This is a genomic window from Micromonospora sp. ANENR4, from assembly GCF_015354395.1.
In the GTDB taxonomy this organism is placed as follows: Bacteria; Actinomycetota; Actinomycetes; order Mycobacteriales; family Micromonosporaceae; genus Micromonospora; species Micromonospora aurantiaca.
The window spans coordinates 378,837-404,025 of sequence record NZ_JADKYQ010000001.1 but is presented as its reverse complement, the minus strand read 5'-3'; the positions used below and the strand labels follow the sequence as shown (position 1 = coordinate 404,025).

The following is a 25,189-nucleotide window of genomic DNA, read 5'->3' as shown; positions in this document are numbered from 1 at the left end:
TGCAGGGCACGCTGGGCTGAGCCGGCCTCGTCAGGCCTTCACGGCGGCGAGCAGGCCGTGGCCGACCGGCAGCAGCGCGGGCACCCAGTGCTCCGACTCGCGGATCGCCTTGATGGTCTCCCGCACGGTGACCGTCTCGGCGTCCCGCGCGGCCGGGTCGCCGATCCGGCCGGCCGCCAGCGCGCCGTTGAGCGCGAGCACGCCGCCGGGGCGCAGCAGCCGCAGCGCCGCGTCCACGTACGCGGCGAAGCCGGTCGCTACCGCGTCCACGAAGACCAGGTCGTAGGCGCCGTCCGCGAGCCGCGGCAGCACGTCGAGGGCCCGGCCGGTGATGATCCGGGTACGCCCCGACGGAAAGCCCGCCTCCTGGAACAGCCGCCGGGCGATGCGCTGGTATTCGACCTCGACGTCGATCGTGGTGAGCACACCGTCGGGGCGCATGCCGCGCAGCAGCCACACGCCGCTCACCCCGGTGCCGGTGCCGATCTCCACCACCGCCCGGGCGTTGCCGGCGGCGGCGAGCAGCCGCAGCGCGGCACCCGACCCGGGCGTGACCGCCTCCACCCCCACCTCGTGGGCGAGGGCGCGGGCCGTGCGCAGCACGAGATCCTCGGTGACGAAAGACTCGGCGAAGTGGAGCGCCTGGGCCGTCGAACTGCCGTGACCGGCGACCGTGGCGATGGGACACCTCCGAGGGGCGGACTGGTGCGAGGGGCGGTATGCACTGTGAGCGTAGAGGCGGGCCGGTAGCGGCGCAGCCGCGAGTCCGCCGTGGAGTGCTCACGGAGGGCAACCCCTGACCCCGTTCGCGTCATCCGTGTAATCCTGGATGGGTCCCGCGCGTCACTGTCGTCCGGCTCCGCCGGCCGCCGGCGCGGGGCCAGCGGGACGAAGTGGGAGGCACCGACGTGACCGACGGCTGGGACTGGCGGCGGCCCGGCGGATCGCCGGTGCCGGGTGGGCCGGCGTCCGGACGACCGCCGCAGGACGCGTCGGGTCGGACGGCGTCGCCGTGGTGGTCCGACGCGCTGGCCGACCCCTGGCGCGACCCGTACGCGCCCGCCGCCGTGGTGGTTCCGGCGGCGCCGGCACCGGGGGCGGGGGAGCCGGAACCGGTCACCGACCCGGACCTGCCGGCCCGGCCGGGGATGCGCCAGGTGGTGCTGATCTCCCTGGTCACGGCCCTGCTGGCCGGTTCGCTGGGCAGCGCCCTGACGTACGCGTTCCTGCGCGGCGGTGACGTGCCGACGATCGGCGCGCAGTCCGGCCAGGCCCCGGCGTTGGCCCAGCGCAAGCCCGAGTCGCTGGCCGGGGTGGCCGAGCGGGTCCTGCCCAGCGTGGTCACCATCCGGGTGGTCAGCCTCGGCGGCACCAGCGAGGGCTCCGGCTTCGTGGTGACCAGCGAGGGCCACATCGTCACCAACGACCACGTGGTCGCCGACGGCCCCGGCAAGGCCACCGTCGTGTTCAACGACGGCAGCACCGCCGCCGGCACCGTGGTCGGGCAGGATCCGGAGTCGGACCTCGCCGTGATCAAGGTCTCGCGCAGCGGGCTGACCCCGGTGCAGTTCGGCGACTCCGACGCGCTCGCGGTCGGTGACCCGGTGCTCGCCATCGGGTCGCCGTTGTCGCTCGCCAACACCGTCACCGCCGGCATCGTGAGCGCGCTGGACCGGACCATGCAGGCCGGCGAGCCGGGCGGGCCGACCCGCTACTACGCGGCGATCCAGACCGACGCCGCCGTCAACCACGGCAACTCGGGCGGCCCGCTGGTGGACGGCGCCGGGCGGGTGGTCGGCGTGAACTCCACGATCAAGTCGCTGGTGGCCGACGGGCAGGAGGCGGGCAACATCGGCCTCGCCTTCGCCATCCCGATCAACCAGGCGAAGCGGATCACCGAGGACATCATCGGCACCGGCAAGGCCCGGCGTACGGTGATCGGCGCCCAGGTGGGCGGCACCGGCGCCACCGGCGGCGGGGTACGCCTCAACGCGGTCGAGCCGGCGGGTCCGGCGGCGGCGGCCGGACTGCGTACCGGGGACGTGGTGCTCCGGCTGGACGGCCATCCGATGACCGATCCGACCGACCTGGTGGCCCTGGTGCGCAAGTACGCACCCGGTTCCGTGGTGACAGTCGAGTACCGGCGCGGGTCGGCGCGGCAGAACGCGTCGGTGACGCTCGCCGCGGATGCGAAGTGAGGACCCGTCACCCCCTCCCCGATGGTCACCTGACGTGCGTAGTCTGGCCCTGACACGGACGAGGAGGCCGCGGTGTTCGAGAACCTGAACTGGTGGGAGATCGGCGTCCTGCTGCTCCTGGCGCTGTTGATCTTCGGCGATCGGCTGCCCAACGTGATCAGCGACGGCCTCCGCATGGTCCGCAACCTGCGCAACATGGCGCGCAACGCGACCGGTGACCTGAGCCGCGAGCTGGGTACGGACATCCAGCTGGAGGATCTGCACCCCAAGGCGTTCATCCGCAAGCACCTGCTCAGCGAGGACGACGAGCAGGCGATCCGCAAGCCGCTGCAGAGCATGTACGACAACCTGCGCTCGGACGTCACAGGCGTGCACGACGAGCTGAAGGACGTCGCCAAGGCCGCCGACCTGCGTACCCCGAGCGTGGCGACCAGCACCCCCACCCCCGCGCCGCCGGCCCCCCGCCCGTCCTACGACGACGCCACCTGACCGAGCGCCCTCCCGCCGATCGTCCCCCGATCGCGCCGTCGATCATGAAGTTGACGGCGCGACACGCCGCCCCGGCGACCGTCAACCTCATGATCGACCCCGGCCCCGTCCCCGGGCCGGCCCGGGGACGGGGAGCGGCGGGAGCGGAGGCGGGGTCAGCGGCCGGCGGGCTTGAGGCCCAGGGGCTTGCCGAGCAGCGACTCGCGGCGTACGGCCAGGCGGTCGGCGACCTCGAACAGGGCCTTCGCGGCCGGGGCGTCCGGCTGCGCCAGCACGATCGGCTGACCGGCGTCGCCGCCCTCGCGGACCCGGGTGTCCAGCGGGATCTGCCCCAGCACCGGCACCTGCGCGCCGATCGTGCGGGTCAGCGACTCGGCCACCGCCGCGCCGCCACCGGCCCCGAAGACCTCCATCCGGGAACCGTCCGGCATCTCCAGCCAGGACATGTTCTCGATCACGCCGACCACCCGCTGGTGGGTCTGCAGCGAGATCGCGCCGGCCCGCTCGGCCACCTCGGCGGCGGCCGCCTGCGGCGTGGTGACGACGAGGATCTCCGCGTTCGGCAGCAACTGGGCCACCGAGATCGCGATGTCGCCGGTGCCCGGCGGCAGGTCGAGCAGCAGGACGTCCAGGTCACCCCAGTAGACGTCGGCGAGGAACTGCTGAAGCGCCCGGTGAAGCATCGGCCCGCGCCAGACCACCGCGGCGTTGCCGGGGGTGAACATGCCGATCGAGATGACCTTCACGCCGTGCGACTGCGGCGGCATGATCATGTCCTCGACGCGGGTCGGCGCGCCGTCGGCGCCGAGCATCCGCGGCACCGAGTGGCCGTAGATGTCCGCGTCCACCACGCCCACCGACAGGCCGCGCGAGGCCAGTGCGGCGGCCAGGTTGACGGTGACGCTGGACTTGCCGACACCGCCCTTGCCGCTGGCGACCGCGTAGACCCGGGTCCGCGAGCCCGGCTGGGCGAACGGGATCACCGGCTCGGCGGTGGCGCCGCCACCGCGCAGCTTCGACTGGAGCTCCTGGCGCTGCTCCGGGCTCATCACCCCGAAGATGATCTCGACACCGCTCACGCCGGGTACCGCGCCCACGGCGGCGGTGATGTCACTGCGCAGCTTGTCCTTCAGCGGGCAGCCGGCCACGGTGAGCAGCAGCTCCACCCGGACCACGCCGTCCTCGCCACGCTCGGCGGACTGGACCATGCCGAGTTCGGTGATCGGCCGGCGGATCTCCGGGTCGTTGACGGTGGCCAGGGCGGCCTGGATCGCGTCGGAGACGGTGCTGACGGGTGCTGACATGCCCGCAATGCTACGTCGCGGGTCATCGGCCACCGCCGCTGGCGGGGGCGGTGTGAGCGATTCGATGGCCGCGGTCAGCCCTCGTAGCGGCCGTCCCGCGCGTAGTCGCCGTCAAGATCGTCCCGGGGTTCGTCCAGCGGCTCGCCGCCGCCCGTCCGGCGGCCCTCCCGCTCCTGCTGCCGCCGCTCCAGCTTGCGCCGCCGCTCGGCCGCCTCGTCCAGCTCCTCACCCAGCCGGGTCAGCTCCGAGCGCAGGAAGTCCCGCGTCGCCACCTCACCCATCGCGATCCGCAGCGCGGCGATCTCCCGGGCCAGGTACTCCGTGTCGGCCTTCTGCAGCGTGGCCCGCCGCCGGTCCTCGTCCAGCGCGATCCGGTCCCGGTCCGCCTGCCGGTTCTGCGCGAGCAGGATCAGCGGCGCCGCGTACGACGCCTGCAGGGAGAGGATCAAGGTCAGGAACGTGAAGGTGTACGGGTCGAAGCGCAGATTCGCCGGCGCCAGCGTGTTCCACAGGAACCAGGCCACCAGGATCAGCGTCATGTAGACGAGGAAGTTCGCCGTACCCATGCCCCGGGCGATGCCCTCGGCCCAGCGGCCGAACGTCTCCGCGTCGATCCGCGGCAGGTGCAGGCTCCGCGGGGCGCGCGGCTGGTCGAGCCGGTCGCCGCGTCGCTGATCACTCATCGTCGCCGTCCAGGGTGCCGTCGTCGGTGGCGGACGAGGGGGAGGCCGCGTCCCGGTCCCGCCAGTCGCGCGGCAGGGAGTGGTCCAGCACGTCGTCCACTGTCACCGCGCCGACCAGCCGGTTGTTCCGGTCCACCACCGGCATCCCGACCATGTCGTACGTGGCCATCCGGCGGGTGATCTCGGGCAGCGGCGTCGACGTGCGCAGCGGGTCGATGTCGTTCACCACGATGCCGCCGAGCAGGTCGGCCGGCGGTTCGCGGAGCAACCGCTGGAAATGCACCATACCCAGGTAGCGGCCGGTCGGCGTGGTCAGCGGAGCACGGGCCACGAAGACCTGTGCCGCCACCGCGGGGGACAGCTGAGCCTCCCGGATCCGGGCCAGCGCCTCGGCCACCGTGGCGTCCGGCGGCAGGATCACCGGCTCCGAGGTCATCACGCTGCCGGCGGTGCCGGAGGCGTAGCGCAGCAACTGGCGTACCGGGTCGGCCTCGTCCGGCTCCATCAGGTCCAGCAGCACGTCCTGCTCCGGCGGGGGCAGCTCGTTCAGCAGGTCGGCCGCGTCGTCCGGCTCCATCTCCTCCAGCACGTCGGCGGCGCGCTGACGGTCCAGCGCGGCCAGGATCTCCACCTGGTCGCGCTCGGGCAGCTCGCTCAGCACGTCGGCGAGGCGTTCGTCGTCGAGCGCGGCGGCCACCTCGTTGCGCCGGGCGTCGGGCAGATCCTGGAGGGCGTTCGCCAGGTCGGCCGGGCGCATGTCCTCCAGGACGGCGAGCAGGTTCGCCGTACCCCGGTTGTCGCCGACCGCGCCCAGCCCGCGGACCCGGTCCCAGTCGACCTGGTGGAGGTGGCCGCGGCGGGTGAGCCGGCCGGTGTGCTCGCGCACGGCGACGCGGCTCAGCGCCCACTCGCCGCCGCGGCTGGACTCCATCGCCACGTCCACCACGGAGCCGGCCTGCCCGCTGTCGAGCTGGACCCGGCGGTCCAGGAGCTCCTGGAGCACCAGCAGCTCGTTCGGGCGCTTCTCGAACCGGCGCAGGTTGAGCGTGCCGCTGCCGAGCACCACCGCGTCCGTGTCGATGGAGGTGATCCGGTTGATGGACAGGAAGATGCGCCGCCGCATCGGCATCTCGGCGACCAGACCGACCACCTCCGGCGGTCGCTGGGTCGCCCGCATCCGGGCCACCGCGTCGCGGACGCGGCCGACCTGGTCGCCGTTGGGGTCGAAAACGGCGACTCCGGCGAGTCGAGCGAGGTAGACCCGGTTCGGCGTGCTCACGGCCACCAGCCTAAGGGCCTAGTCTCTAACAACATGTCGACCTTGGGCTACGAGATCGTGGACGTCTTCACCGACCGCCCGTTCGCCGGCAACCCGCTGGCCGTGGTGTTCGGCGCGGAAGGGCTGGCCACCGAGCAGATGCAGGCGCTCGCGCTGGAGTTCAACCTGTCCGAGACGGTCTTCGTGCTGCCGCCGACGCAGGTGGGCGCCACCTACCGGGCCCGGATCTTCACCCCGGCCGACGAGCTGCCCTTCGCCGGGCACCCGAGCGTCGGCGCGGCGGTGACCGCGAGCCGGCGCGGCGTCTTCGGCGCCGGCCGGATCACCCAGGAGTGCGGCGCCGGCGTCCTGCCGATCGAGGTGACAGCCACCGGCGCGACGCTCACCGGCGGCACGCCCACGCTCGGCCCGGAACTCGACCCGGAGCCGCTGCTGGAGATGGTCGGCCTCACCGGCCCCGACCACGTCGGCCCGCCACCGCGGGTCGCCGGGTGCGGCCTCGAATTCCCCTACCTTCCGGTACGCCCGGACGCGGTGGCCCGGGCACGGTTGAACACGACGGCGGCGCAGCGGTACGGAGTGGAGCACGTCAGCCTCTTCTCCTGGGAGCCCGATTCGCAAACCGCGCACGCCCGGGTCTTCGTGCCGGGGCTCGGCGTACCGGAGGACCCGGCGACCGGCTCGGCCGCCCTGGGACTGGGCGTGTGGCTGGTCGCCAGCGGTCTGCTGCCCGGCGAGGGCCGCGCGGAGTACACGGTCCGGCAGGGCATCGAGATCAACCGCCCGTCGACGCTCGCCTGCACGGTGACCGCGTCCGGCGGGCTGGCGGTGGGCGCGACCGTCTCCGGCCAGGTCATGCCGGTGGCCCGAGGCGAGATCACCGTCCCCCCGTTCATCGGCTGACCCGCGAGGGATGGGGCAGGATGGCGGGGTGAGTGACGAGGTGGACGAGCGGGTGACGCCGCCGCTTGTGGACGAGGCGGTGAAGAAGGCCGCGGTCTGCTGGGTGAGCACCGCCGGTGGCCCGGCCTACGCGCTGTGGTGCCTGCCGTTGGAGGGCACCCTGCTCGTGGTCACCGGCCCCGGCGAGCAGGCCGCACCAGGGCTCGCCGACAGCGACACGGCTGACGTGACGCTGCGCGGCGACCACGGCGGGCGGATCGTCACCTGGCCGGCGCGGGTGACCCGGCTGCGACCCGGCACCGAGGAGTGGGACACCGTCGCGCCGCTGGTCGCGGCGAAGCGGCTCAACGCCTCGGGCTCCGCCGCCGAGCTGGTGGAGCGGTGGGCGGCGCAGGGGTGCGCGCTCAACCGGCTCGCGCCCGCCGGCACCGCGGTGACCGGCGCGGACCTGCCGGACGGCTCGCTGAGTGAGCAGCCCCGACCGGCCCCTGTGGTGCGGGCCGTCCGCAAGCCGTTCCGCCTGCACCGCGTCCGCCGCCGCTGACGCCGCGCCCGACGGGCCGAGCCGCGTCCAGCGAGCGGGTCGCGGCCGCTGAGCCGGGTCAGGCGACGGGGACCGGGTCGAGCAGGTCGAGCACGTCCGTCAGTGAGGTCAGCGACGGCCCGTCGAAGCCGTGGTCGGCGTTGAGGACCACGTGGTCGGCGAGATCCGGCGCGGCCAGCCGAACCGCGCTCAGCCCGGCCCGTTCCGCGCCGGTCAGTTCCTGGCTGTCGCCGTCCCCGACGTAGAGGCAGTCGGCCGGGGACTGGCCGAGCCGGTAACACGCGGCCAGGTAGAGCGCCGGGTCCGGTTTGCAGCGTCCGAGGCGTACCGAGAAGACCTGGGCGTCGAGCAGCGGTGCGACGGCGAGCTGCGGCAGGAACGCCGGCAGTTCGTGCGTGCAGTCGCTGACCAGCCCGGTACGGACGCCCCGGTGGCGCAACGCGGCCAGCACCGGCACCGCCTCCGCACGCAGCCGGGTGTCGGCGCGTACGGCCCGGTGCCGGGTGGCGACGGCGGCGCGCACGGTTGCGTCGGACGGGTGTACGCCGAGCCGGGCGCACACCCAGCGCATCGTCGACTCGGCGTTCCCGAAGGAGCCGCTGGCCCGCTCGTAGAAGCTGCTGTCCAGCACCTCCACCAGGGCCTCGGTGGAGCAGCCGAGCATGTCGGCGGTGGCGCGGTGGGCGGCTCCGCGCCGTACGCCGTGAGTCAGGGTGCCGAAGAAGTCGAACAGCACCGCCTGGAATCGGAGCATGAGGGAACGCCTCCGGACGTCGAGGGGGAGGATCGCCGGGACGCGCATGATCGTAACGGAGTGCTGACGTTCCGTGTCGGTCGGGTGCCCGTGTGAGGATTACCGTTCGTGCCTACCGTTCCGCATCGCCCGCCGCTCGACGCGCTGACGGTCGGCGCGCTCACCCTGGCCGTCGCCTCGGTCTCGTCCTCGGCGCCGCTCGTGGCGTTCGCCGCCGCGTCGGCGCTGGCGGTGGCGTTCTGGCGTACCGCGTTGTCGGCGGCGGTCCTCGGCCCGGTCGCGTTGATCCGGCGGCGCGCCGAACTCCGCGCGCTGACCGTCGGCCCGGGCCGGCGCGAAGGGCTCTACTGCGTACTCTCCGGGGTCGCCCTTGCCGCCCACTTCGCCACCTGGATGCCGAGCGCGCAGCTCACCTCGGTGGCGGCCGCGACCGCGCTCGGCGCCACGCAGCCGGTGTGGCAGGGGTTGATCGCCCGCGGGCAGGGGCGGCGGCTGCCGAGGGCGGTGTGGGCCGGCATCGGGGTGGCGGTGCTCGGCGCGGTGCTCGCCACCGGCGCCGATTTCGGCGTCTCCGGCCGGGCGTTCGCCGGTGACCTGCTCGCCGTGGTCGGCGGCCTGTTCGCGGCCGTCTACACCGCGTTCGGCGAGCGGGCCCGGGCCAGCATCAGCACCACCACCACCTACACCACCGTCTGCTACGGCGTCTGCGCGGTGATCCTGCTCGTGGTGTGCCTGGTCGGCGGGGTACGCCTGCACGGCTTCGACGGCCCGACCTGGCTGGCGATCCTCGGCCTGGTGGCGGGCGCCCAACTGCTCGGCCACTCGATGTTCAACTACGCCCTGCACCGGGTCTCGGCGACCACTGTGAGCGTGCTGATCCTGCTGGAGGCGCCCGGCGCGGCGCTGATCGGCTGGGTGTGGCTGGGGCAGCTGCCCCGGCCGCTGGCGCTGCCGGGCCTGGCGCTGCTGCTGGCCGGCGTGGCGGTGGTGGTGCTCGGCGGGGCGCGGGCCGGTCGCCGTGCCGCACCGGTCGCGGCCCCCGCCGACCCGACCCCGCTCGGCGACTGAGCGACGGGCCTCGACCGCGGCACTCGCGGCCGCGAGCCGGCCGCCGCGCCGGTCGGGGCGAAGTCGCGCCGTTCCGGCCACCGGGCCGTCCGGTTTGCACGAAAGTGCTCAGAGTGGGAGCGGACCGGGACGACGCGGCGGAGACGGGCACCGTCGTCACGCCCTCGGCCGAGTTCCCGCCGCTCGGCGACGAGGAACGCGCGGCGCTCGGCCGGATCGGCGAGCGCTGGCGCGGCCCGCGTCGCGCCGACGACCTGCCGGTGGACCCGACGCTGGGGCGGCACGATCACCACCCGGTGCCGACCCGGTTCGGGCGGCTGGCGCCGATCGACATGTTCACCGTGGCGCAGCCGGACGAGCTGGTCGCCACCGGTGCGGCGGACCTGCCCGGCGACCGGGCCGGCCGGGCCGCCGCCCGGACCCGCCGGGCGCTGCTCGGGCCGCCGCTGTCCAGCGCGTCGGTGCTGTACGAGCGGATGCGCAAACTCGTCGCGCTGCCGGTGCTCTCGTCGGACCTGCTCAGTTCCGTGGCGTACGGGCCGGAGGCGATGCTCGCGGTGCTGGTGCTGGCCGGGAGCGCCGCGCTCGGACTGGCCCTGCCGCTCGCCGCCGTACTGGTGCTGCTGATGATCGCGGTCGGCCTCTCCTACCGGCAGACCATCCCGGCCTACCCGCACGGTGCCGGCTCGTACATCGTCGCGGGGGACAACCTCGGGCGTACGCCGGGACTCGCCGCCGCGGCCGGGCTGATGCTCGACTACGTGCTGACCGTGTCCGTGTCGGTGGCGGCCGGGGTGCACGCGGTCACCTCGGCGCTGCCAGGGCTCGATCCGTGGGCGGTGCCGCTCGGGGTGCTGGTGATCGTCGTGCTGCTCGCCGGGAACCTGCGCGGCGTCCGCACCGCCGGGAACATCTTCGTGCTGCCCACGTACGCGTTCGTGGTGGTGCTTGTCGCGGTGCTGGCGGTCGGTTACGCGAAGGCCGCCTCGCGGGGTTTCGCGCCGCTGTCGCCGCCCTCGGTGCCCGCAGCCGAGGGCCTGGGCCTGCTGCTGGTGCTGCGGGCCTTCTCCTCCGGCGCGGTGTCGATGACCGGCATCGAGGCGGTCTCCAACGCGGTGCCCGCGTTCCGCCCGACCGAGTGGCGCAACGCCCGCACCACGCTCGGCTGGATGGTCGCCATGCTGGTGACGCTGTTCGCGGGCCTGATCGGGCTGATCCACCTCGACGGACTGGTGCCCCGGGCGGACGAGACGCTGCTGTCCCAGCTCGGCCGGGTCACCTTCCCGAGCGGACCCTGGTACGCGATCCTCCAGGCCACCACCGCGCTGATCCTGCTGCTCGCCGCGAACACGGCGTTCAACGACTTCCCCCGGCTGTTGTTCTTCATGGCCCGGGACGGGCACGCGCCACGCCGGTTCCTGCACATGGGCGACCGGCTGGCGTTCAGCAACGGGCTGGTGGCGCTGGCGCTGACCGCAGCGGTCGTGTTCGTCGCGTTCGGCGGGCACACCGAGCGGCTGATCCCGCTCTACGCGGTGGGCGTCTTCCTCGCGTTCACGCTGTCCCAGACCGGGATGGTGGTGCACTGGCGGCGCCGCCGGGGGCCGGGATGGCGACGCCGGCTCGCGCTCAACGCGGTCGGCGCGGCGCTGTCCGGGCTGGTGCTGCTGACCGCGGCGGTCGCCAAGTTCACCGAGGGCGCGTGGGTGGTGGTGCTCGCCGTGCCGCTGCTGGTGCTGCTGTTCCGCCGGATCCACAGGCACTACGACCGGCTGCACCGCGCGCTGGCGCTGCATCCGCCGCCGTCCGCGCCGCCCGCCGAGTGCGACGAACTGCCCCAGCAGGTACGCCACCTGGTGATCGTGCCGGTGGCCCGGCTGAACCGGGCGTCGCTGCGCGCGCTGGCGTACGCGACCTCACTCGGGCGGCCGACGCTCGCCGTGCACCTCGCGCCCGAGGAGGCCGAGGCGGACCGGTTCCGGGAACAGTGGCGGGCCTGGGGCGACCACCTGAAGCTGGAGACGATCGTGTCGCCGTACCGGTCGGTGATCGGGCCGCTGGCGCACTACCTGGAGGCGCTGCACGCCGCGAGCCCGGACCTGACGCTCACCGTGATCGTGCCGGAGGTGGTGCTGCGCCGGCGGCGGTACCGGCTGCTGCACAGCCGCGCCGAGCAGCGGCTACGGGCGGCGTTGCGGGCGCTGCCCGGCGTGGTGGTCACGAGCGTCCCGGTGCACGTGTCGCGGTGACGCTCAGAGGTATCCGGCGAAGTGGTCGGCGACCAGCGCGGCGACCGCCTCGGCGTCCCGGCCGAGGTCCACCTCGATCACGCGGACCCCGAGCGAACGGGCGCCGGCGACCGCGTCGGCGGCGACCAGCTCGTCGCGCGCGATCCGGTGACGCCACGCCCGCTCCGGGTCGCTCACACCGGGATGCCGGGCCGTCGCCCGCAGCAGCCGTTCCACCTGGTACGCGCGGAACTCCGGCGTCGGCACCAGCACCACCATCTGCCCTGTCGACTCGACGACCGGGGCGACCAGTTCGGGCCGCAGCCCCCAGCCCTCGGCGACCACCCGGCGGCCGCTCACCAGCGCGCTCAGGTCGTCGAGCACCCACTCGAAACGGCGCGGAAACCCGGCGAGGGTCTCGGCCGCCATCCGCTCGGGGTCGGTCGTCACCCAGGTCGCCTCCGCGTCCGGGCCGTCCGGCGGCTCACCCCGTCGGATCCGGTCGGCGATCCGCCGGTCGTCGTGCCCGCGCGCGTCGTGGCGGTCGTAGAGGTACGCGGTCAGCCCGTACCGCAGTGCCAACGTGACCGCGAGTGTGGTCTTGCCGGCCCACTGCGCGCCGCCGATCCAGAGCGCGCGGCGGGCGGTGGCCAGGAGATCGAAGTCCATGCCCCGACCCTGCGCCTGACCAGCTCCAAGATCAAGTCTTGTTCTCGGCGTCCCCGCGTGATGAAGTGAGGGAGAAGGGGCAGCTCAGACGTCGCGTACCTCCAGCACCCGGGTGGCGGGTGCGGCGTCGCCGAGTTCGGCGCGCAGCGCGACGCGGTCCGGGTCGACAAGGAACGCGTCCAGCCCGGCGCGGGCGGCGAACCGGATGACGTGCACCTCGGTCTCTCCGTCCCCGGTGCGCAGCCGGCGTTCCAACCGGCCGCGGTGCCGGCCGAGCAGCGCCAGCACCGCGTCCTCGTACCGTCGGCCGGCGTCCACGTCGGCGCTCAGGTCGACGAGCGCGACCAGCAGGACCTCTTGCTCCGTGGCCATGTGTCCCCCTCGGTGTCGTCAGGCGTCGAGCCCGACGGCCTTCGCGCTGGCCGTCCACAGCCGGGCGGCCAGCGCCGGATCGGCCGCCTTGGGCCGGGGCCGGTGCGGCTTGCGGTCCGTGTAGTAGCCGCCGTCGGTCAGCCGGGTCGGATCCTGGCAGGCCAGCCAGACCAGCGTCTCCGCGCCCTTCTCCGGGCTGCGGAACGGCAGCAGCCGCATGCCGAGCGCCACGATCCGGCTCTCGTTGCCGAAGCGGGTCCGCACCACGCCGGGATGGAAGGCGTGCGCCGGCACCTCCGGCCAGCGCCGCGCGGCCTCGGCGGTGAACAGGATGTTCGCCTGCTTGCTGGTGCCGTACGCGCGGAACGGCCGGTACGAGCGCAGCGCGGAATTGAGGTCGTCCGGGTCGAGCACGCCGCTGCGGTGCGCGTCCGAGGCGGTGACCACCATCCGCCCGATCCGGTCTCGCAGCAGGCTGCTGAGCAGGAACGGGGCGAGGTGGTTGGCCTGCATGCTCAGCTCGAAACCGTCGACCGTGGTGATCGGTTCCAGCACGATCGCGCCCGCGTTGTTGGCGAGCACGTCGATCCGGTCGTACCGCTCGCGCAGCCGCTCGGCGAGCCCGCGCACGTCGTCGAGCACCGCGAAGTCGGCGCGGAACAGCTCCGGCTGCTCGCCGCAGCACTCGCGGACCCGCTCGCCCGCGGCGCGCAGCCGGGCCGGGTCGCGGCCGACCAGCACCACCTGGTCACCGCGGCGCGCCAGCTCCTCGGCGGCGGCCAGCCCGATGCCGGAGCTCGCCCCGGTCAGCACCACGATCCGACGCTCAGTGAGATCTTCCACAGGTCCATTCACCCCGGTCACGGCACGAGGTTACCGTGGCGTCACCACGCCCTTTGGGATCGTTAAGTTCTCGAAATCCACCGCTGCGCCGGCACCCGCGCCGGACGCTGGAAGGAGCGCATCCATGACCGCTGTCGGTCGTCCCCGCCGATCCTGCCTGGCGGTGCCCGGCTCCAGCGTCAAAATGCTCGGCAAGGCCCAGGGCCTTCCCGCCGACCAGGTCTTCCTGGACCTGGAGGACGCGGTCGCCCCGCTGGCCAAGCCGGACGCGCGCAAGAACATCGTGGCCGCGCTGAACGAGGGCGACTGGACGGGCAAGACCCGCGTGGTCCGGGTGAACGACCTGACCACGCCGTGGACCTACCGGGACGTCATCGAGGTGGTCGAGGGCGCCGGGGCGAACCTGGACTGCATCATGCTGCCGAAGGTGCAGAACGCCGAGCAGGTGCACTGGCTGGACCTGCTGCTCACCCAGATCGAGAAGACGCTCGGCCTGGAAGTGGGCCGGATCGGCATCGAGGCGCAGATCGAGAACGCGGCCGGGCTGGTGAACGTGGACGCCATCGCCGGCGCCTCGCCCCGGGTCGAGACGATCATCTTCGGCCCGGCCGACTTCATGGCCTCGATCAACATGAAGTCGCTCGTGGTCGGCGCGCTGATCCCGGACTACCCGGGCGACCCGTACCACTACATCCTGATGCGCATCCTGATGGCCGCGCGGATGCACGACAAGCAGGCCATCGACGGCCCGTTCCTGCAGATCCGGGACGTGGACGCGTTCCGCGAGGTGGCGAAGCGCTCGGCGGCGCTGGGCTTCGACGGCAAGTGGGTGCTGCACCCCGGCCAGATCGACGCCGCGAACGAGGTCTACTCCCCGGCGCAGGCCGACTACGACCACGCCGAGCTGATCCTCGACGCGTACGACTACTACACCTCGGAGGCGGGCGGGAAGCTCGGCGCGGTGATGCTCGGCGACGAGATGATCGACGAGGCGTCCCGCAAGATGGCCCTCGTCATCGCCGCCAAGGGCCGCGCCGCCGGCATGTCCCGCACGTCCACGTTCACGCCGCCCGCGTCCTGACCGCGCGCCGGGCCGCCTCCCTGCCGGGGGCGGCCCGATCGCGTCAGTAGCTGCTGGTGCTGCTGGCGCCGACCGCGATCACGATCATCACGATGTAGAAGATGATGAAGGCGATCAGCAGGGCGGTCAGGATCCAGCCGACGATGATTGCGGCCTTCGCCATGCCCTCGCCCTGCTCACCGGTCTCCCGGATCTGCTTGCGGGCGACGTGGCCCATGATCGCGCCGATCGGCGCGGTGATGCACGAGGTGAAGCCGACGAGCGACAGCACCAGCGCCACGATGGCGAGCGTGTTCGTGCGGGACGCCGGCATCGCATAACCGGGATAGGCGCCCGGCGGGGGATAGGCACCCGGATAGCCGGGCATCGGCGCCGCGTACTGCTCGCCGCCGGGCGGGGCGTAGGGCGACTTCGCGCCCGCGTACGGGTCCGCGACCGGCGCGTACGGGTCGGCCTGCGCGTACGGGTCGGCCGGGCCCGGCTGACTCGGCACGGCCGGCGGGCTCGACTGCTGCCCGGCCGCCAAGGGATCCTGCCAGCCACCGGGCGGTGGGGGATAGGTCATCTGATCATCTCCAGGTACGTGGTCGCGCTCAGGGTAGCCACCCCGTGCGCGACACGGACGTCCCCTTTCCGGCCACCGCGTTGCCCGTGGGGTCGGCACCGGGCAGGATCCTCGGCATGGCACTTGACGCGCGTGGAGGTCGGTCGCGACGGGACATGAGCCGGCCGGGGTCGGTGCGGCGCCCGCGCGGCGGCGAGCCGGTCGGCGCCGCCGACTCCGAGCGGCCGGCACCGCTGCCGGAACCGGCCACCATGCGCCTGGACGGCCGGGTCGCGCTGGTGACCGGCGCGGGCAGCCCGGACGGCATCGGGTACGCGACCGCGCGCCGGCTGTCCGACCTGGGCGCCCGGGTCGCGATCGTGTCCACCACCCGGCGCATCCACGAACGCGCGGGCGAGCTGGGCGTCACCGGTTTCGTCGCCGACCTCACCGACGAGTCGGAGGTGGGCGCGCTCGCCGACGCGGTGGCCGAGCAGCTCGGCGACGTGGAGGTGCTGGTGAACAACGCGGGCCTGGCCAGCCGGGCCAGCCCGGAGGTGCTGCGGCCGGTGGCCCAGCTGACGTACGACGAGTGGCGCGGCGAGATCGACCGCAACCTGACCACCGCGTTCCTGTGCAGCCGGGCGTTCATCGGCGGCATGGCCGAGCGGGGCTGGGGCCGGATCGTCAACCTGGCCGCCACCGCCGGGCCGGTCAACGCGCTGCCCACCGAGGCGGCCTACGCGGCGGCCAAGGCCGGCGTGGTCGGGCTGACCCGGGCGCTGGCGATGGAGATGATCGCCGACGGGGTGACCGTGAACGCGGTGGCGCCGGGCATCATCCACACCGCGGCGTCCACGATGGCGGAGATCAAGCAGGGCCTCGGTACGCCGGTCGGGCGTCCCGGAACGCCGGACGAGGTGGCTGCGGCGATCGCGTTCCTCTGCTCGCCGGCCGCGTCGTACATCACCGGGCAGATGCTTGTGGTCGACGGCGGCAACAGCGTCCGGGAGGCGCAGTTCCGCTGAGGCGTCAGTAGGTGCCGTTGTCGGAGTTGGCCCAGATCGCCAGCCCGATCCAGCCGCAGCAGACGAGCAGGCCGATCGCGGTGAAGATGTAGCTGAGGACCAGGCCCCAGGTGGCGAGCTGGTCGCCGTCCTCGCCGGTCTGCCGGATCTGCCGCTTGGCCAGGTGGCCGCAGACGATGCCGGCGGGCGCGAAGACGAACGCGAAGACGAGCGACAGGATGGCGAGCACGTTCGTGCCACGGGGTCCCGGCCCCTGTCCGGGCGGCCCGTACTGGCCGTAGGGCGGCTGCGGGGCGTACGGGGGCTGGTGGCCGTACTGCGGATGCTGCTGGCCGTACTCCGGCTGTCCGTACGGCTGGCCGTGCGACGGCGGCTCGTACGGCGACGGTGGCTGCTCGTCTGTCACAAGCGCCCCTTCCCCCAGGTCAACGGCCCTCTTACTTGCGGACGCTACCCGCAGCGGTGAACCTTTTCACAGCGGTTGTGTGGACTGGTCACCTTGGCGCGGCCGGTCCCGGGGCCGATACTGACCGAGCGTTCAGTTACCCATGAGTAAGGCGCCGACCCCGGAGGCTGAGATGGCCCGACTCGCCCAGACACCCGGACTGACCGACGTGCAGCGGTCGATCCTGGAAACCGTCCGGGAGTTCGCCGACAAGGAGATCATCCCGCACGCGCAGCGGCTGGAGCACGCCGACGAGTACCCGAGCGACATCCTCGACGGCATGCGCGAGATGGGGCTGTTCGGCCTCACCATCGACGAGGAGTACGGCGGCCTGGGCGAGTCCCTGCTGACCTACGCGCTCGTGGTCGAGGAGCTGTCCCGGGGCTGGATGTCGATCTCCGGCATCGTCAACACCCACTTCATCGTGGCGTACCTGATCTCGCAGCACGGCTCCGCCGACCAGAAGGCCCGGCTGCTGCCCCGGATGGCCACCGGCGAGGTGCGCGGCGCGTTCTCGATGTCCGAGCCGGAGTGCGGTTCCGACGTCTCGGCGATCAAGTCGAAGGCCGTGCGCGACGGCGACGACTACGTCCTCAACGGCCAGAAGATGTGGCTCACCAACGGGGCGTACTCCTCGGTGGTCGCCACCCTGGTCAAGACCGACACCGGGGCCGACTCGGTCTACGGCAACATGAGCACCTTCCTGCTGGAGAAGGAGCCCGGCTTCGGCGAGACCGCGCCCGGCCTCACCATCCCCGGCAAGATCGACAAGATGGGCTACAAGGGCGTCGAGACCACCGAGATGGTGCTCGACGGCGTCACGGTGCCCGCCTCCGCCGTGCTCGGCGGCGAGGAGAAGGTCGGCCGCGGCTTCTACCAGATGATGGACGGCATCGAGGTCGGCCGGGTCAACGTCGCGGCCCGCGCCTGCGGCATCTCGATCCGGGCGTTCGAACTCGCGGTCGCATACGCCCAGCAGCGCCACACCTTCGGCCAGCCGCTCGCCAAGCACCAGGCCGTCGCGTTCAAGCTCGCCGAGATGGGTACGAAGATCGAGGCCGCGCACGCGCTCATGGTCAACGCGGCCCGGCTCAAGGACGCCGGCCAGCGCAACGACGTCGAGGCGGGCATGGCGAAGCTGCTCGCGTCCGAGTACTGCGCCGAGGTGGTCCAGGAGGCGTTCCGGATCCACGGCGGCTACGGCTACTCCAAGGAGTACGAGATCGAGCGCCTGATGCGCGAGGCGCCGTTCCTGCTGATCGGCGAGGGCACCTCGGAGATCCAGAAGACGATCATCTCGCGCGGCCTGCTCAAGCAGTACAAGCAGTAGGGGCCCCGGCTCACCGCTCGGGCCGGCGCGCGGCCTGCTCGGCGGTGGGCAGGTACCGCCGCGCGTGCTCGACCAGCGCCGTCGGGTCGTCGGCGTACAGCCGGATCTCCCGTACCGGCTCGCTCGGCCCCTTCGGCAGCCGCACCGACAGCGGCTCGCGCAGCACCACGTCGACCGCCGTCTGGCTGCCGATGCCGAGGTTGAGCACCGCCGGGTCGTCCACGTCGTACTGGACGGCCCGGCTGGACGGCAGCGACCGGCGGCGGATTGCCACCCGGGCGACCGCGTCCCACGGGATCGTGACGTCGACCGAGACGCCGTTGCGCACCCGCAGGCCGACGTCGTCGACGACGTGCGGGTGGATCCGGAGGGCGGCCAGCAGCCCGATCATCCACAGCACACCCCAGACGCCGAGCGCGACGGCCGCGTGCCGCACTGTCGGCTGGTCGACCGTGTGCCGCAGGATCACGTCGAGGATCGGGATCTCGATCGTGGACAGGGCGATGAAGGCCAGCAGGATCGGCTGCACGCCGCCGACGTAGGCGTACGTCTGCGCGCCCGGGGCGACCGGATACGGGCGGCGCAGGATCCACCGGGCGAGGCTGCGCCACATGCCCCACTCGTACGCCACCGCACGCCGTGCCAGCCGGATCGCCCGTCCCATCACCGCACCCCCTTTTTTCAATACGACTGCAATGTAAACGCGCGCCGGTGGGGAGTCAATGCAGTCGTATTGTGAAAGCATGGGGGCATGCCGAAGCGGGTCGACCACCGGGAGCGTCGCGCGCTGATCGCCGACGCACTGATGCGGGTCGCGGCCGAGCAGGGGCTGGAGGCGGTCAGCCTGCGTCACGTGGCCGCGGCGGCCGAGGTCAGCCCCGGGATGGTGCAGCACTACTTCCGCACCCGGGACGAGATGATGGTCTTCGCGCTCGCCGTGGTGCGCGACCGCAACGAGGCCCGGATCCGGAGGGCGGTCGAGCCGCTCGGCGCGACGCCGGCGCCCCGGGCGCTGCTGCGCGCCATGCTGGCCGAGCTGCTGCCGCTGGACGAGGACCGGCGGGCGGACGGGCGGGTGGCCCTGGCCTTCCTCGCGTACACCGCCGTCCGGCCGGCCGTGGCCGCCGCCCTGCACGACGAGACGGCCGCGCTGCTGGCGTTCGTGGCCGGGCAGATCGCCGCCGGCTCACCGCTCGTCGCGGACGGACGGGTGGACCCGGAACGGGCCGCGGTCGGACTGCTCGCCGTGATGGAGGGCCTCGGCATCTACGTGCTCGGCGGCCACTACCCCCCGGAGACCGCGCTGGCGGCGCTCGACGCCCAGCTCGACCTGATCTTCGGGCCCGAACCGCCGCCCGGTGCCGTCAGCCGCGACGAGTCAGCCCGGCGGCGGCCCGCTCGACGATGAGGCACCTGTCCTCGACGTAGTCGAGGCCGGCCTCCTCGGCGATCCGGCGCGCCTCGTCCGAGAAGATCCCGAGCTGCAACCACACCGCCGGGGCGCCGATCGCCACCGCCTGCCGGACCACGTCGACCGCGTCGCGGGCCGGGCGGAACACGTCGACCAGGTCGACCGGGTGCGGGATGTCGGCGAGCGTCGGGTACGCCTTCTCGCCGAACAACTCGTCCACAGTCGGGTTGACCGGGATGATCCGCCAGCCGTGCCGCTGCATCTCCAGCGGTACGCGGTGCGCGGCCTTGCCCGGGTCACGGGAGGCACCCACGACGGCGATCACGGCGGAGTCGGCGAGGATCTGCTGTGCGGAACGCATCCCCCGAGACTAGCTCCCTCGGTGCGGCGACGGCAGGGATTTCTGTCCGGTGGACGGTTGACAATGGGCTTTTCCGCGCCGCGCAGATCTGCGCCGATAACGATTTCTCCAGAGAATTGCGAGTGGCATCGTAAGGGGTTTCTGCATTCACTATGGCCCCTCTTGGTATGATATGGATCACACATAGACGGCATCGCTTAGTGTATTGTCGATTTCAGCTTTCATTGATCACCTGGCCGGGATATCCAATCGTTCGATCATTGGATATGTCGATGATTGCTGTCTGGTTCTGTGCAGGTGTTCTCAACACGGGGAGAGTGCAGATGAGTAGTAACCTCGCAACCAGTAAGCGTCGCGGCCTGCTCGGTGGGCTGTCGGCCGTCGCCCTGGCGACGGCGGCGGGTGCCCTGATGGTCCCTTCGGCCGCTCAGGCGCACACGTCCACTGTCGACCTCAGCCGCTCGGGATGCAGCTACGCCGGGCAGAGCAGCCACGGCTACGCGAAGACCTGGAAGGGTAGCGGGAGCTGCAGCGGACACGCCTGGCTTCGTGTCAACTGGGCCGGCAACGTCAGCAGCTGGTCGCACGATGCGTCCAAGGTCGAGTTCTACGCTCCCGGCAACAACGGCATTGTGTGGAGTGAGCACAAGAGCTGCGAGACCTGCGGCTCGAAGAAGATCAACCACTAGCTCATGCGGATGTCCCATGCCGGACAGCTGCGCGTTTCAATCGCTGCGTTGCTGATCGGTGGGCTGTTCGGCTGCAGTGCTTCTCCGCCCGCTGACCGAGGCGGAGGCACTGCAGCCGGCAGTTCCGGTCAACACCTCACCGAGAAGGAGCGGGCGGACGGTGCCGCTGCCCAGGAAGCTCTGCTTGGCGATGGAGTGACAAGCCGAGCGGACTACGAAAAAGCAGCCGAGTTTTTGGGCAAATGTCTTCAAGCGCATGATGTGCAGCTCGTCAACACGGGCTGGAACCCGGTGAATCAACAAGTGATGACCATGTGGTACCGGAACCCAGAACTGTCTGACGAAGAGGTCGGGGCCATCGGTGACGAATGTCATGGGGCCTGGCTCGGGCGAGTTGAGGACCAGTTCGCCAAGAGTAATCCTCCCCGCATGAAGCCCGAACTCATGCTTGTCGTCAAGGAGTGCCTCAGGAGCAAGAACCTGGCAGTCAGTGATCGAGCGGTGGGGATCCCGGACCTCGACGCCGAACTCGGCGAAGATCGGCGCCAGGACATTCGCACTTGCGTCACACAGGCGGTCTCACAGCTTTACCCCGACTCGCCGGTGGCCATCTACTAGCGACGACGTCACATCGCGCTTGCGGTGGCACGTCGACCGGCCCGCCGTCCCCCGAGGCGCACGCGCACCGGGGGACGGCAAGGCATGGGCCCGATCCGGAGGGCGATCAAGGCGTTCCACCCCGTACCCGGGTCGGCCGGCCGAACCGAATGGGCAGCGTACCCAGGCGCTAGAGCAGGGAGAGCTGCTCGGCGGCCGGTGCGGGCGGCGGGGTCTCGGGCAGCCGGCGATTGTCGCCGGTCTCGCCGCGGTGCAGCCCGTGCCGGCGTGCCGCCATCCGCACCCGCGCTGTCACCTCCCGCTGGTACGCCTGCGGCGCGTACGAGCCGGCCTGGTAGAGCTGCCGATAACGGGGCACCAGGTGGGGGAACTCCCGGGCCAGCCAGCGGGCGTACCACTCCCGGGCACCGGGCCGAAGATGCAGCGGCAGCGGCGTCACGCTCGCGGCCCCGGAGGCGGCGATCGCCGCGACCGTGGCGTCGATGGACTCCTCGTCGTCGCTGAGGCCGGGCAGGATCGGCGCCATCAGCACGCCGACGGAGAAGCCGGCGTCGGTGAGGGTGCGGACCGCGTCGAGGCGGCGGCGCGGGCTCGGCGTACCAGGCTCGGCTGCCCGCCAGAGCGCCTCGTCGACGAACCCCACCGAGTACGACACACCGACCCGGGTCACCTCGGCGGCCTGGCGCAGCAGGGGCAGGTCGCGCAGCAGCAGCGTGCCCTTGGTCAGGATGGAGAACGGGTTCGCGAAGTCCCGCAGCGCCTCGATGATCGGCGGCATCAGGCGGTAGCGGCCCTCGGCCCGCTGGTAACAGTCCACGTTGGTGCCCATGGCGACGTGCGCGCCGCGCCAGCGTGGGGCGGCCAGCTCGCGGCGTACCAACTCGCCCGCGTTGACCTTGACGATCACCTTGCGGTCGAAGTCGGCGCCCGGGTCCAGGTCGAGGTAGGTGTGGGTGTTGCGGGCGAAGCAGTTGTGGCTGACCACGCCGTTGGCGATGAAGTCGCCGGTGCCGGTGGTGATGTCCCACAGCGGAAGCTCCAGGCCGAGGTCTTCGACGGCGGTCACCTGGAGCCGCGCCGCGCACTTGAGCGCCATGCCCTCGATCGAGCGCCGGGCGGTGACGGCCGGGTCGGTGAGGTGGAAGAAGCGCAGCCGCTCCGGCAGCCCGCCGGTGAGCCGGAGCTGACGCGCCGCACCCGGTGCGTCCGGCACGTCGAGGGCCCACCGGAAGCCGAACCGGTCCAGCGCGCCGGCTGCGCGGGCCCGGCTCTCGTCGTCGGCGACGCTGATCCGGAACACGCCCCGGTGGCAGGTGCCCACGGCGTCGAACATGCCGGCCAGGTAGCCCAGCGCCCAGTCGTCAGTCGCCTCGTCGGGTGGCGTGAACAGCCCGGTGACGACGTCGGCCGGGCCGGCTGTGCGTACCACTGTGGTCGTCGCCCGGCGGCCCGCCCGGGCGGTGGTTGCCCGCTCGACGGTGACGCCCGCGTCGGCCAGGTAGCGCTCGGCCCGGTCGAGCGCCTCCGCCTCGGCGGTGGCCAGCCGGAACCGGGTGTCGCGCCGGTGGCCGGCGGGGTGGTCGTCGCGGACCAGGGCGTGCAGGTAGCCCCGGCGGTAGTCGGCCGAGCGCTTCGGCGCCACCACGAACCCGCCGGTGCCGAGCAGGCGGTTGCGGGTGGTCAGGTGCGGACGGCGTCCGCCGCCGCGCATGGTCCCGGTGACGTGCTTCCAGCCGCGTTCGGTGAGGAACCGGTGGTCGCCGCTGGCGACGAGCGTGGTGCCGTCGGCCAGGGTGATCCGGTAGGCCCGCTTCACCGTGGACCACTTGTCGAGCACCGTGGTGACGACGTAGTGGCGGTAGGCGCCGCTGCGCCGGGTGCCGTAGATCCGATCGCCGGGCTCCAGCTCGCTGATCGCCCTGGTGCGGCCGTCGGCCATCAGGATCGGAGTGTCGCCGCCCAGGCAGTAGACGCAGGCGTGCGAGCAGCCCCGGTAGGGGTTGATCGTCCACTCGAACGGCACGCGTGACTGGCCGGGCACCCGGTTGATGATCGACTTGGCGCGGACCTCGTAGAAGGTCATGCCGGCGAAGTCGGGGGTGTCGAAGGTGCGGGTGACGGCGCCGGGCAGCGCCAGCGGCAGGGGTGGAGCCGCCGGCGCCGCCCGATCGGGAGTCCCCTCGTCCGGGGGAGCGGAGAGGTTGTCCCAGCGCATGGAGTTATTCGAACACGTGTTCGAACAAAGCGCAAGCGAGCCCTGCCGGTACGGGACACGCCGCCGGCCGGCACCCAGGAGGGGCGCCGGCCGGCGGCGTGCGGAACGTCAGTGGTTGTGCTCGGCCAGCTTCTTGCGGACGTCGTCCATGTCCAGCGCCTGGACCTGCTCGATGAGGTTCTCCAGCGCCGACTCCGGCAGCGCGCCCGGCTGGGCGAAGACGATCACGCCGTCACGGATCGCCATGATCGTCGGGATGGAGCTGATGTTGAACTTGGCCGCCAGCTCCTGCTGCGCCTCGGTGTCGACCTTGCCGAAGGCGATCTCCGGGTGCTTCTCCGAGGAGCGCTCGTAGACCGGGGCGAAGCGCTTGCACGGGCCGCACCAGTCCGCCCAGAAGTCGAGCAGGACGATCCCGTCGCGCCCGGTCACCTCGTCAAAGTTGGCCGTGGTCAGCTCAACCGTTGCCATTTGCTCTCTCCGATCACCGCGGATTGTCGTACGTCCGGTGGAACCAGGGTCAGTCCGTCCGAATTCCCGTCGCGCGGGTGACGAAACGCTGAGCGCCTGGACGGTGACCCTGGGCACATCGAACACCATCTGTTCGCCCCGTTCGTGCGGAACGCAAATGCACGCCGCACTTGCGTGACGGGACGTGATGGGAGCGTTTCCAAGGAGATCACGCTCAGTTGCGGCTACGTATCGGTAACTTTGGGCTTGACGAGCATCTATCCGGCCTGCGGAGATCGCTTACCGACCTCACGTCGGTTACTTTTAGTAGTGTTACGAAAAGATAAATGTGACCTCCGTCTCTGTCGGCGACGGGTGGTCGTACGGCAGAATTCTTCGCATCAGAGCGTGGGCGGCGGGTGCCGGGGAGGGCCCCGCCGCTCATTGCGTCCGGACCTCGGTGGCCCCCGGTGTGACATTTCCGCCGGGCGAGCGCCCCGCCCCTCGCCTTAACAAGCGATAAGGCATGCTGTGCCGAACTCCATCGCCGCCCGTGAAGGGGACAAGGATGCAGTTCGGCCGCTACTACGAGGAGTTCGAGGTCGGCGCGGTCTACCGGCACTGGCCGGGCAAGACGGTCACCGAGTACGACGACCACCTCTTCTGCCTGCTCACCATGAACCACCACCCGCTGCACATGGACGCGCACTACGCCGAGTCCGCCTCGCAGTTCAAGCGCAACGTGGTGGTCGGCAACTACATCTACTCGCTGCTGCTGGGCATGTCCGTACCGGACGTCAGCGGCAAGGCGATCGCCAACCTGGAGATCGAGTCGCTGCGGCACGTCGCGCCGACGTTCCACGGCGACACCATCTACGGCGAGACGACGGTGCTGGACAAGCGGGAGTCGGCCTCGAAGCCCGACCGCGGCGTGGTCGCGGTCGAGACCCGCGGCTACAACCAGGACGGCACGCTCGTCTGCGTGTTCCGCCGCAAGGTCATGGTCCCCAAGAAGGAGTACGCGGCCGCCGCCGTCCCGGACGGCGTCGACCCGGAGCGTCCCAGCTTCCCCGAGCCGCGCTGACCTCGCGTTCCGTCCGGCCACCGGGCCTCGTTCTCCGTTCGGCGGGGACGGGGCCCGGACCTCGTCCGGGGGCTTATGCTCGGGCTGGAGGTGCCCATGAGCCACTCCGTAGCCGGAGAGCCGCCTTCCGCCGGTCGCCGCGCCGCACCGCTCACCACTGCCGCCTACTCCGCGGCGGAGTGGGACCTGTTGACCGACCTGCCGGGCCGCGTCCTCGTCGCCGCCGCCGCACCCGGCCCCGGCCGACCGCCGCGTGGCGTCGCCGCCGGACTGGCCGGCCTGGACGCGGTGGCCGCCGGCCGGGCCTTCGACAGCGATCTCGTCCGCGCCGTGGTGGCCGCCATCTACGCCCGCCACGACGGCGTCACCGAGCGGGACGAGCGCCTGACCGACATGGTCGACCTGCTGGCCGCCGCCCGGGCGACGGTACGCGTGCTGCGCCGCCGGGCGGATCCGGCCGACTCGGCGGCGTACCGGCAGTGGGTGGAGTCGGTCGCCGCCCGGGTGTGCCGGGCCGGGCAGACCACGCCGAGCCCCGCCGACACGCGCTTCCTCGACCGGCTGGGCGGCGCGCTCGACCTGCGCTGACCGGGGGCGCC

Annotated in this window: 28 protein-coding genes; 14 read left to right on the top strand and 14 right to left on the bottom strand. The window is 72.2% G+C overall.

Annotation, left to right across the window (positions count from 1 at the left end):
- Positions 1–30: 30 nt before the first annotated feature.
- Positions 31–681: an O-methyltransferase gene (locus IRY44_RS01940; protein WP_082171245.1), complete on the bottom strand. Its 651-nt coding sequence runs from the start codon at positions 679–681 to the stop codon at positions 31–33.
- Between the two features lie 212 nt (positions 682–893).
- Here IRY44_RS01940 and IRY44_RS01935 point away from each other — a divergent pair, with 212 nt between their 5' ends.
- Together IRY44_RS01935 and IRY44_RS01930 are read left to right on the top strand one after the other, a co-directional pair.
- Entirely contained in the window at positions 894–2,198 is a 1,305-nt protein-coding gene (locus tag IRY44_RS01935) for a S1C family serine protease (RefSeq protein WP_194798736.1), read from the top strand.
- A 72-nt stretch (positions 2,199–2,270) separates the two neighbouring features.
- Positions 2,271–2,687 (top strand): preprotein translocase subunit TatB, encoded by a 417-nt coding sequence (locus IRY44_RS01930; RefSeq protein ID WP_194798735.1) that lies wholly within the window; start codon positions 2,271–2,273, stop codon positions 2,685–2,687.
- A 155-nt stretch (positions 2,688–2,842) separates the two neighbouring features.
- Here IRY44_RS01930 and IRY44_RS01925 read toward each other — a convergent pair whose 3' ends face one another.
- The 3 genes from IRY44_RS01925 to IRY44_RS01915 all read right to left on the bottom strand — a co-directional run bounded on the left by IRY44_RS01925 (position 2,843) and on the right by IRY44_RS01915 (position 5,953).
- Positions 2,843–3,991: an Mrp/NBP35 family ATP-binding protein gene (locus IRY44_RS01925; protein WP_013473894.1), complete on the bottom strand. Its 1,149-nt coding sequence runs from the start codon at positions 3,989–3,991 to the stop codon at positions 2,843–2,845.
- Positions 3,992–4,065: 74 nt separating this feature from the next.
- On the bottom strand, positions 4,066–4,674 hold the full coding sequence (locus tag IRY44_RS01920; RefSeq protein ID WP_194798734.1) for a DUF1003 domain-containing protein: 609 nt from the start codon (positions 4,672–4,674) through the stop codon (positions 4,066–4,068).
- A complete protein-coding gene (locus tag IRY44_RS01915) occupies positions 4,667–5,953 on the bottom strand; it encodes a magnesium transporter MgtE N-terminal domain-containing protein (protein ID WP_194798733.1) in 1,287 nt (428 codons plus the stop codon). Before IRY44_RS01915 ends, IRY44_RS01920 begins: the two co-directional genes overlap by 8 nt.
- A gap of 33 nt (positions 5,954–5,986) precedes the next feature.
- Here IRY44_RS01915 and IRY44_RS01910 point away from each other — a divergent pair, with 33 nt between their 5' ends.
- Both IRY44_RS01910 and IRY44_RS01905 read left to right on the top strand, forming a co-directional pair.
- Complete coding sequence (locus IRY44_RS01910; protein ID WP_194798732.1) at positions 5,987–6,856, top strand: PhzF family phenazine biosynthesis protein; 870 nt, start codon at positions 5,987–5,989, stop codon at positions 6,854–6,856.
- A gap of 10 nt (positions 6,857–6,866) precedes the next feature.
- Entirely contained in the window at positions 6,867–7,400 is a 534-nt protein-coding gene (locus IRY44_RS01905) for a hypothetical protein (protein WP_194798731.1), read from the top strand.
- 58 nt (positions 7,401–7,458) lie between these two features.
- Here IRY44_RS01905 and IRY44_RS01900 read toward each other — a convergent pair whose 3' ends face one another.
- Positions 7,459–8,154 (bottom strand): HAD family hydrolase, encoded by a 696-nt coding sequence (locus IRY44_RS01900; RefSeq protein ID WP_194798730.1) that lies wholly within the window; start codon positions 8,152–8,154, stop codon positions 7,459–7,461.
- A gap of 108 nt (positions 8,155–8,262) precedes the next feature.
- Here IRY44_RS01900 and IRY44_RS01895 point away from each other — a divergent pair, with 108 nt between their 5' ends.
- Complete coding sequence (locus IRY44_RS01895) at positions 8,263–9,222, top strand: DMT family transporter (protein ID WP_194798729.1); 960 nt, start codon at positions 8,263–8,265, stop codon at positions 9,220–9,222.
- A gap of 113 nt (positions 9,223–9,335) precedes the next feature.
- The gene (locus IRY44_RS01890; RefSeq protein WP_370584818.1) at positions 9,336–11,471 is read left to right on the top strand and encodes an APC family permease; all 2,136 of its coding nucleotides are present in this window, start codon (positions 9,336–9,338) and stop codon (positions 11,469–11,471) included.
- Between the two features lie 3 nt (positions 11,472–11,474).
- Here the strand turns inward: IRY44_RS01890 and IRY44_RS01885 are convergent, their stop codons facing one another.
- The 3 genes from IRY44_RS01885 to IRY44_RS01875 form a co-directional block, all read right to left on the bottom strand.
- Positions 11,475–12,119 (bottom strand): hypothetical protein, encoded by a 645-nt coding sequence (locus tag IRY44_RS01885; RefSeq protein WP_194798727.1) that lies wholly within the window; start codon positions 12,117–12,119, stop codon positions 11,475–11,477.
- A gap of 84 nt (positions 12,120–12,203) precedes the next feature.
- Positions 12,204–12,491, bottom strand: a complete 288-nt coding sequence (locus IRY44_RS01880; protein WP_194798726.1) for a hypothetical protein — start codon at positions 12,489–12,491, stop codon at positions 12,204–12,206.
- Between the two features lie 18 nt (positions 12,492–12,509).
- Complete coding sequence (locus tag IRY44_RS01875; RefSeq protein WP_194798725.1) at positions 12,510–13,334, bottom strand: SDR family NAD(P)-dependent oxidoreductase; 825 nt, start codon at positions 13,332–13,334, stop codon at positions 12,510–12,512.
- Positions 13,335–13,458: 124 nt separating this feature from the next.
- On the opposite strand from IRY44_RS01875, the gene IRY44_RS01870 reads away from it, so the two are divergent.
- A complete protein-coding gene (locus IRY44_RS01870) occupies positions 13,459–14,415 on the top strand; it encodes a CoA ester lyase (protein ID WP_135243191.1) in 957 nt (318 codons plus the stop codon).
- A gap of 43 nt (positions 14,416–14,458) precedes the next feature.
- Here the strand turns inward: IRY44_RS01870 and IRY44_RS01865 are convergent, their stop codons facing one another.
- Entirely contained in the window at positions 14,459–14,980 is a 522-nt protein-coding gene (locus IRY44_RS01865; RefSeq protein ID WP_194798724.1) for a DUF4190 domain-containing protein, read from the bottom strand.
- A 116-nt stretch (positions 14,981–15,096) separates the two neighbouring features.
- On the opposite strand from IRY44_RS01865, the gene IRY44_RS01860 reads away from it, so the two are divergent.
- The gene (locus IRY44_RS01860) at positions 15,097–15,987 is read left to right on the top strand and encodes an SDR family NAD(P)-dependent oxidoreductase (protein WP_036311415.1); all 891 of its coding nucleotides are present in this window, start codon (positions 15,097–15,099) and stop codon (positions 15,985–15,987) included.
- A 4-nt stretch (positions 15,988–15,991) separates the two neighbouring features.
- Here IRY44_RS01860 and IRY44_RS01855 read toward each other — a convergent pair whose 3' ends face one another.
- Positions 15,992–16,393 carry a DUF4190 domain-containing protein gene (locus tag IRY44_RS01855; RefSeq protein ID WP_194798723.1) on the bottom strand — a complete coding sequence of 134 codons (402 nt, stop codon included), beginning with the start codon at positions 16,391–16,393 and terminating at the stop codon, positions 15,992–15,994.
- 172 nt (positions 16,394–16,565) lie between these two features.
- Here IRY44_RS01855 and IRY44_RS01850 point away from each other — a divergent pair, with 172 nt between their 5' ends.
- On the top strand, positions 16,566–17,762 hold the full coding sequence (locus IRY44_RS01850; RefSeq protein ID WP_194798722.1) for an acyl-CoA dehydrogenase family protein: 1,197 nt from the start codon (positions 16,566–16,568) through the stop codon (positions 17,760–17,762).
- A gap of 10 nt (positions 17,763–17,772) precedes the next feature.
- On the opposite strand, the gene IRY44_RS01845 is transcribed toward IRY44_RS01850, so the two are convergent.
- The gene (locus IRY44_RS01845) at positions 17,773–18,426 is read right to left on the bottom strand and encodes a hypothetical protein (protein ID WP_194798721.1); all 654 of its coding nucleotides are present in this window, start codon (positions 18,424–18,426) and stop codon (positions 17,773–17,775) included.
- An 87-nt stretch (positions 18,427–18,513) separates the two neighbouring features.
- On the opposite strand from IRY44_RS01845, the gene IRY44_RS01840 reads away from it, so the two are divergent.
- A complete protein-coding gene (locus IRY44_RS01840; protein WP_194798720.1) occupies positions 18,514–19,170 on the top strand; it encodes a TetR/AcrR family transcriptional regulator in 657 nt (218 codons plus the stop codon).
- On the opposite strand, the gene IRY44_RS01835 is transcribed toward IRY44_RS01840, so the two are convergent.
- Positions 19,127–19,534 (bottom strand): CoA-binding protein, encoded by a 408-nt coding sequence (locus tag IRY44_RS01835; RefSeq protein WP_194798719.1) that lies wholly within the window; start codon positions 19,532–19,534, stop codon positions 19,127–19,129. The genes IRY44_RS01840 and IRY44_RS01835 overlap by 44 nt on opposite strands.
- A 323-nt stretch (positions 19,535–19,857) precedes the next feature.
- Here IRY44_RS01835 and IRY44_RS01830 point away from each other — a divergent pair, with 323 nt between their 5' ends.
- Together IRY44_RS01830 and IRY44_RS01825 are read left to right on the top strand one after the other, a co-directional pair.
- Positions 19,858–20,223, top strand: a complete 366-nt coding sequence (locus IRY44_RS01830) for a hypothetical protein (RefSeq protein ID WP_013283889.1) — start codon at positions 19,858–19,860, stop codon at positions 20,221–20,223.
- Positions 20,224–20,226: 3 nt separating this feature from the next.
- Positions 20,227–20,841: a hypothetical protein gene (locus IRY44_RS01825; protein WP_194798718.1), complete on the top strand. Its 615-nt coding sequence runs from the start codon at positions 20,227–20,229 to the stop codon at positions 20,839–20,841.
- 169 nt (positions 20,842–21,010) lie between these two features.
- Here IRY44_RS01825 and IRY44_RS01820 read toward each other — a convergent pair whose 3' ends face one another.
- Together IRY44_RS01820 and trxA are read right to left on the bottom strand one after the other, a co-directional pair.
- Positions 21,011–23,056: an intein-containing Rv2578c family radical SAM protein gene (locus IRY44_RS01820; RefSeq protein WP_194798717.1), complete on the bottom strand. Its 2,046-nt coding sequence runs from the start codon at positions 23,054–23,056 to the stop codon at positions 21,011–21,013.
- A 108-nt stretch (positions 23,057–23,164) separates the two neighbouring features.
- The gene (trxA, locus tag IRY44_RS01815) at positions 23,165–23,527 is read right to left on the bottom strand and encodes a thioredoxin (RefSeq protein WP_135243197.1); all 363 of its coding nucleotides are present in this window, start codon (positions 23,525–23,527) and stop codon (positions 23,165–23,167) included.
- Between the two features lie 547 nt (positions 23,528–24,074).
- Here trxA and IRY44_RS01810 point away from each other — a divergent pair.
- Positions 24,075–24,590: a MaoC family dehydratase gene (locus tag IRY44_RS01810; protein ID WP_013283894.1), complete on the top strand. Its 516-nt coding sequence runs from the start codon at positions 24,075–24,077 to the stop codon at positions 24,588–24,590.
- A 96-nt stretch (positions 24,591–24,686) separates the two neighbouring features.
- Positions 24,687–25,178, top strand: coding sequence for a hypothetical protein (locus IRY44_RS01805; RefSeq protein ID WP_194798716.1), 492 nt, complete (start codon positions 24,687–24,689; stop codon positions 25,176–25,178).
- Positions 25,179–25,189: the final 11 nt, after the last annotated feature.

Bases quoted from the DNA above. Each gene is read 5' to 3' on its own strand.
- IRY44_RS01925 (WP_013473894.1), bottom strand. From the start codon at position 3,991: ATGTCAGCACCCGTCAGCACCGTCTCCGACGCGATCCAGGCCGCCCTG.
- IRY44_RS01920 (WP_194798734.1), bottom strand. From the start codon at position 4,674: ATGAGTGATCAGCGACGCGGCGACCGGCTCGACCAGCCGCGCGCCCCG.
- IRY44_RS01910 (WP_194798732.1), top strand. From the start codon at position 5,987: ATGTCGACCTTGGGCTACGAGATCGTGGACGTCTTCACCGACCGCCCG.
- IRY44_RS01905 (WP_194798731.1), top strand. From the start codon at position 6,867: ATGGGGCAGGATGGCGGGGTGAGTGACGAGGTGGACGAGCGGGTGACG.
- IRY44_RS01900 (WP_194798730.1), bottom strand. From the start codon at position 8,154: ATGCTCCGATTCCAGGCGGTGCTGTTCGACTTCTTCGGCACCCTGACT.
- IRY44_RS01885 (WP_194798727.1), bottom strand. From the start codon at position 12,119: ATGGACTTCGATCTCCTGGCCACCGCCCGCCGCGCGCTCTGGATCGGC.
- IRY44_RS01880 (WP_194798726.1), bottom strand. From the start codon at position 12,491: ATGGCCACGGAGCAAGAGGTCCTGCTGGTCGCGCTCGTCGACCTGAGC.
- IRY44_RS01870 (WP_135243191.1), top strand. From the start codon at position 13,459: ATGACCGCTGTCGGTCGTCCCCGCCGATCCTGCCTGGCGGTGCCCGGC.
- IRY44_RS01865 (WP_194798724.1), bottom strand. From the start codon at position 14,980: ATGACCTATCCCCCACCGCCCGGTGGCTGGCAGGATCCCTTGGCGGCC.
- IRY44_RS01860 (WP_036311415.1), top strand. From the start codon at position 15,097: ATGGCACTTGACGCGCGTGGAGGTCGGTCGCGACGGGACATGAGCCGG.
- IRY44_RS01850 (WP_194798722.1), top strand. From the start codon at position 16,566: ATGGCCCGACTCGCCCAGACACCCGGACTGACCGACGTGCAGCGGTCG.
- IRY44_RS01845 (WP_194798721.1), bottom strand. From the start codon at position 18,426: ATGGGACGGGCGATCCGGCTGGCACGGCGTGCGGTGGCGTACGAGTGG.
- IRY44_RS01840 (WP_194798720.1), top strand. From the start codon at position 18,514: ATGCCGAAGCGGGTCGACCACCGGGAGCGTCGCGCGCTGATCGCCGAC.
- IRY44_RS01835 (WP_194798719.1), bottom strand. From the start codon at position 19,534: ATGCGTTCCGCACAGCAGATCCTCGCCGACTCCGCCGTGATCGCCGTC.
- IRY44_RS01830 (WP_013283889.1), top strand. From the start codon at position 19,858: ATGAGTAGTAACCTCGCAACCAGTAAGCGTCGCGGCCTGCTCGGTGGG.
- IRY44_RS01825 (WP_194798718.1), top strand. From the start codon at position 20,227: ATGCGGATGTCCCATGCCGGACAGCTGCGCGTTTCAATCGCTGCGTTG.
- IRY44_RS01820 (WP_194798717.1), bottom strand. From the start codon at position 23,056: ATGCGCTGGGACAACCTCTCCGCTCCCCCGGACGAGGGGACTCCCGAT.
- trxA (WP_135243197.1), bottom strand. From the start codon at position 23,527: ATGGCAACGGTTGAGCTGACCACGGCCAACTTTGACGAGGTGACCGGG.
- IRY44_RS01810 (WP_013283894.1), top strand. From the start codon at position 24,075: ATGCAGTTCGGCCGCTACTACGAGGAGTTCGAGGTCGGCGCGGTCTAC.
- IRY44_RS01805 (WP_194798716.1), top strand. From the start codon at position 24,687: ATGAGCCACTCCGTAGCCGGAGAGCCGCCTTCCGCCGGTCGCCGCGCC.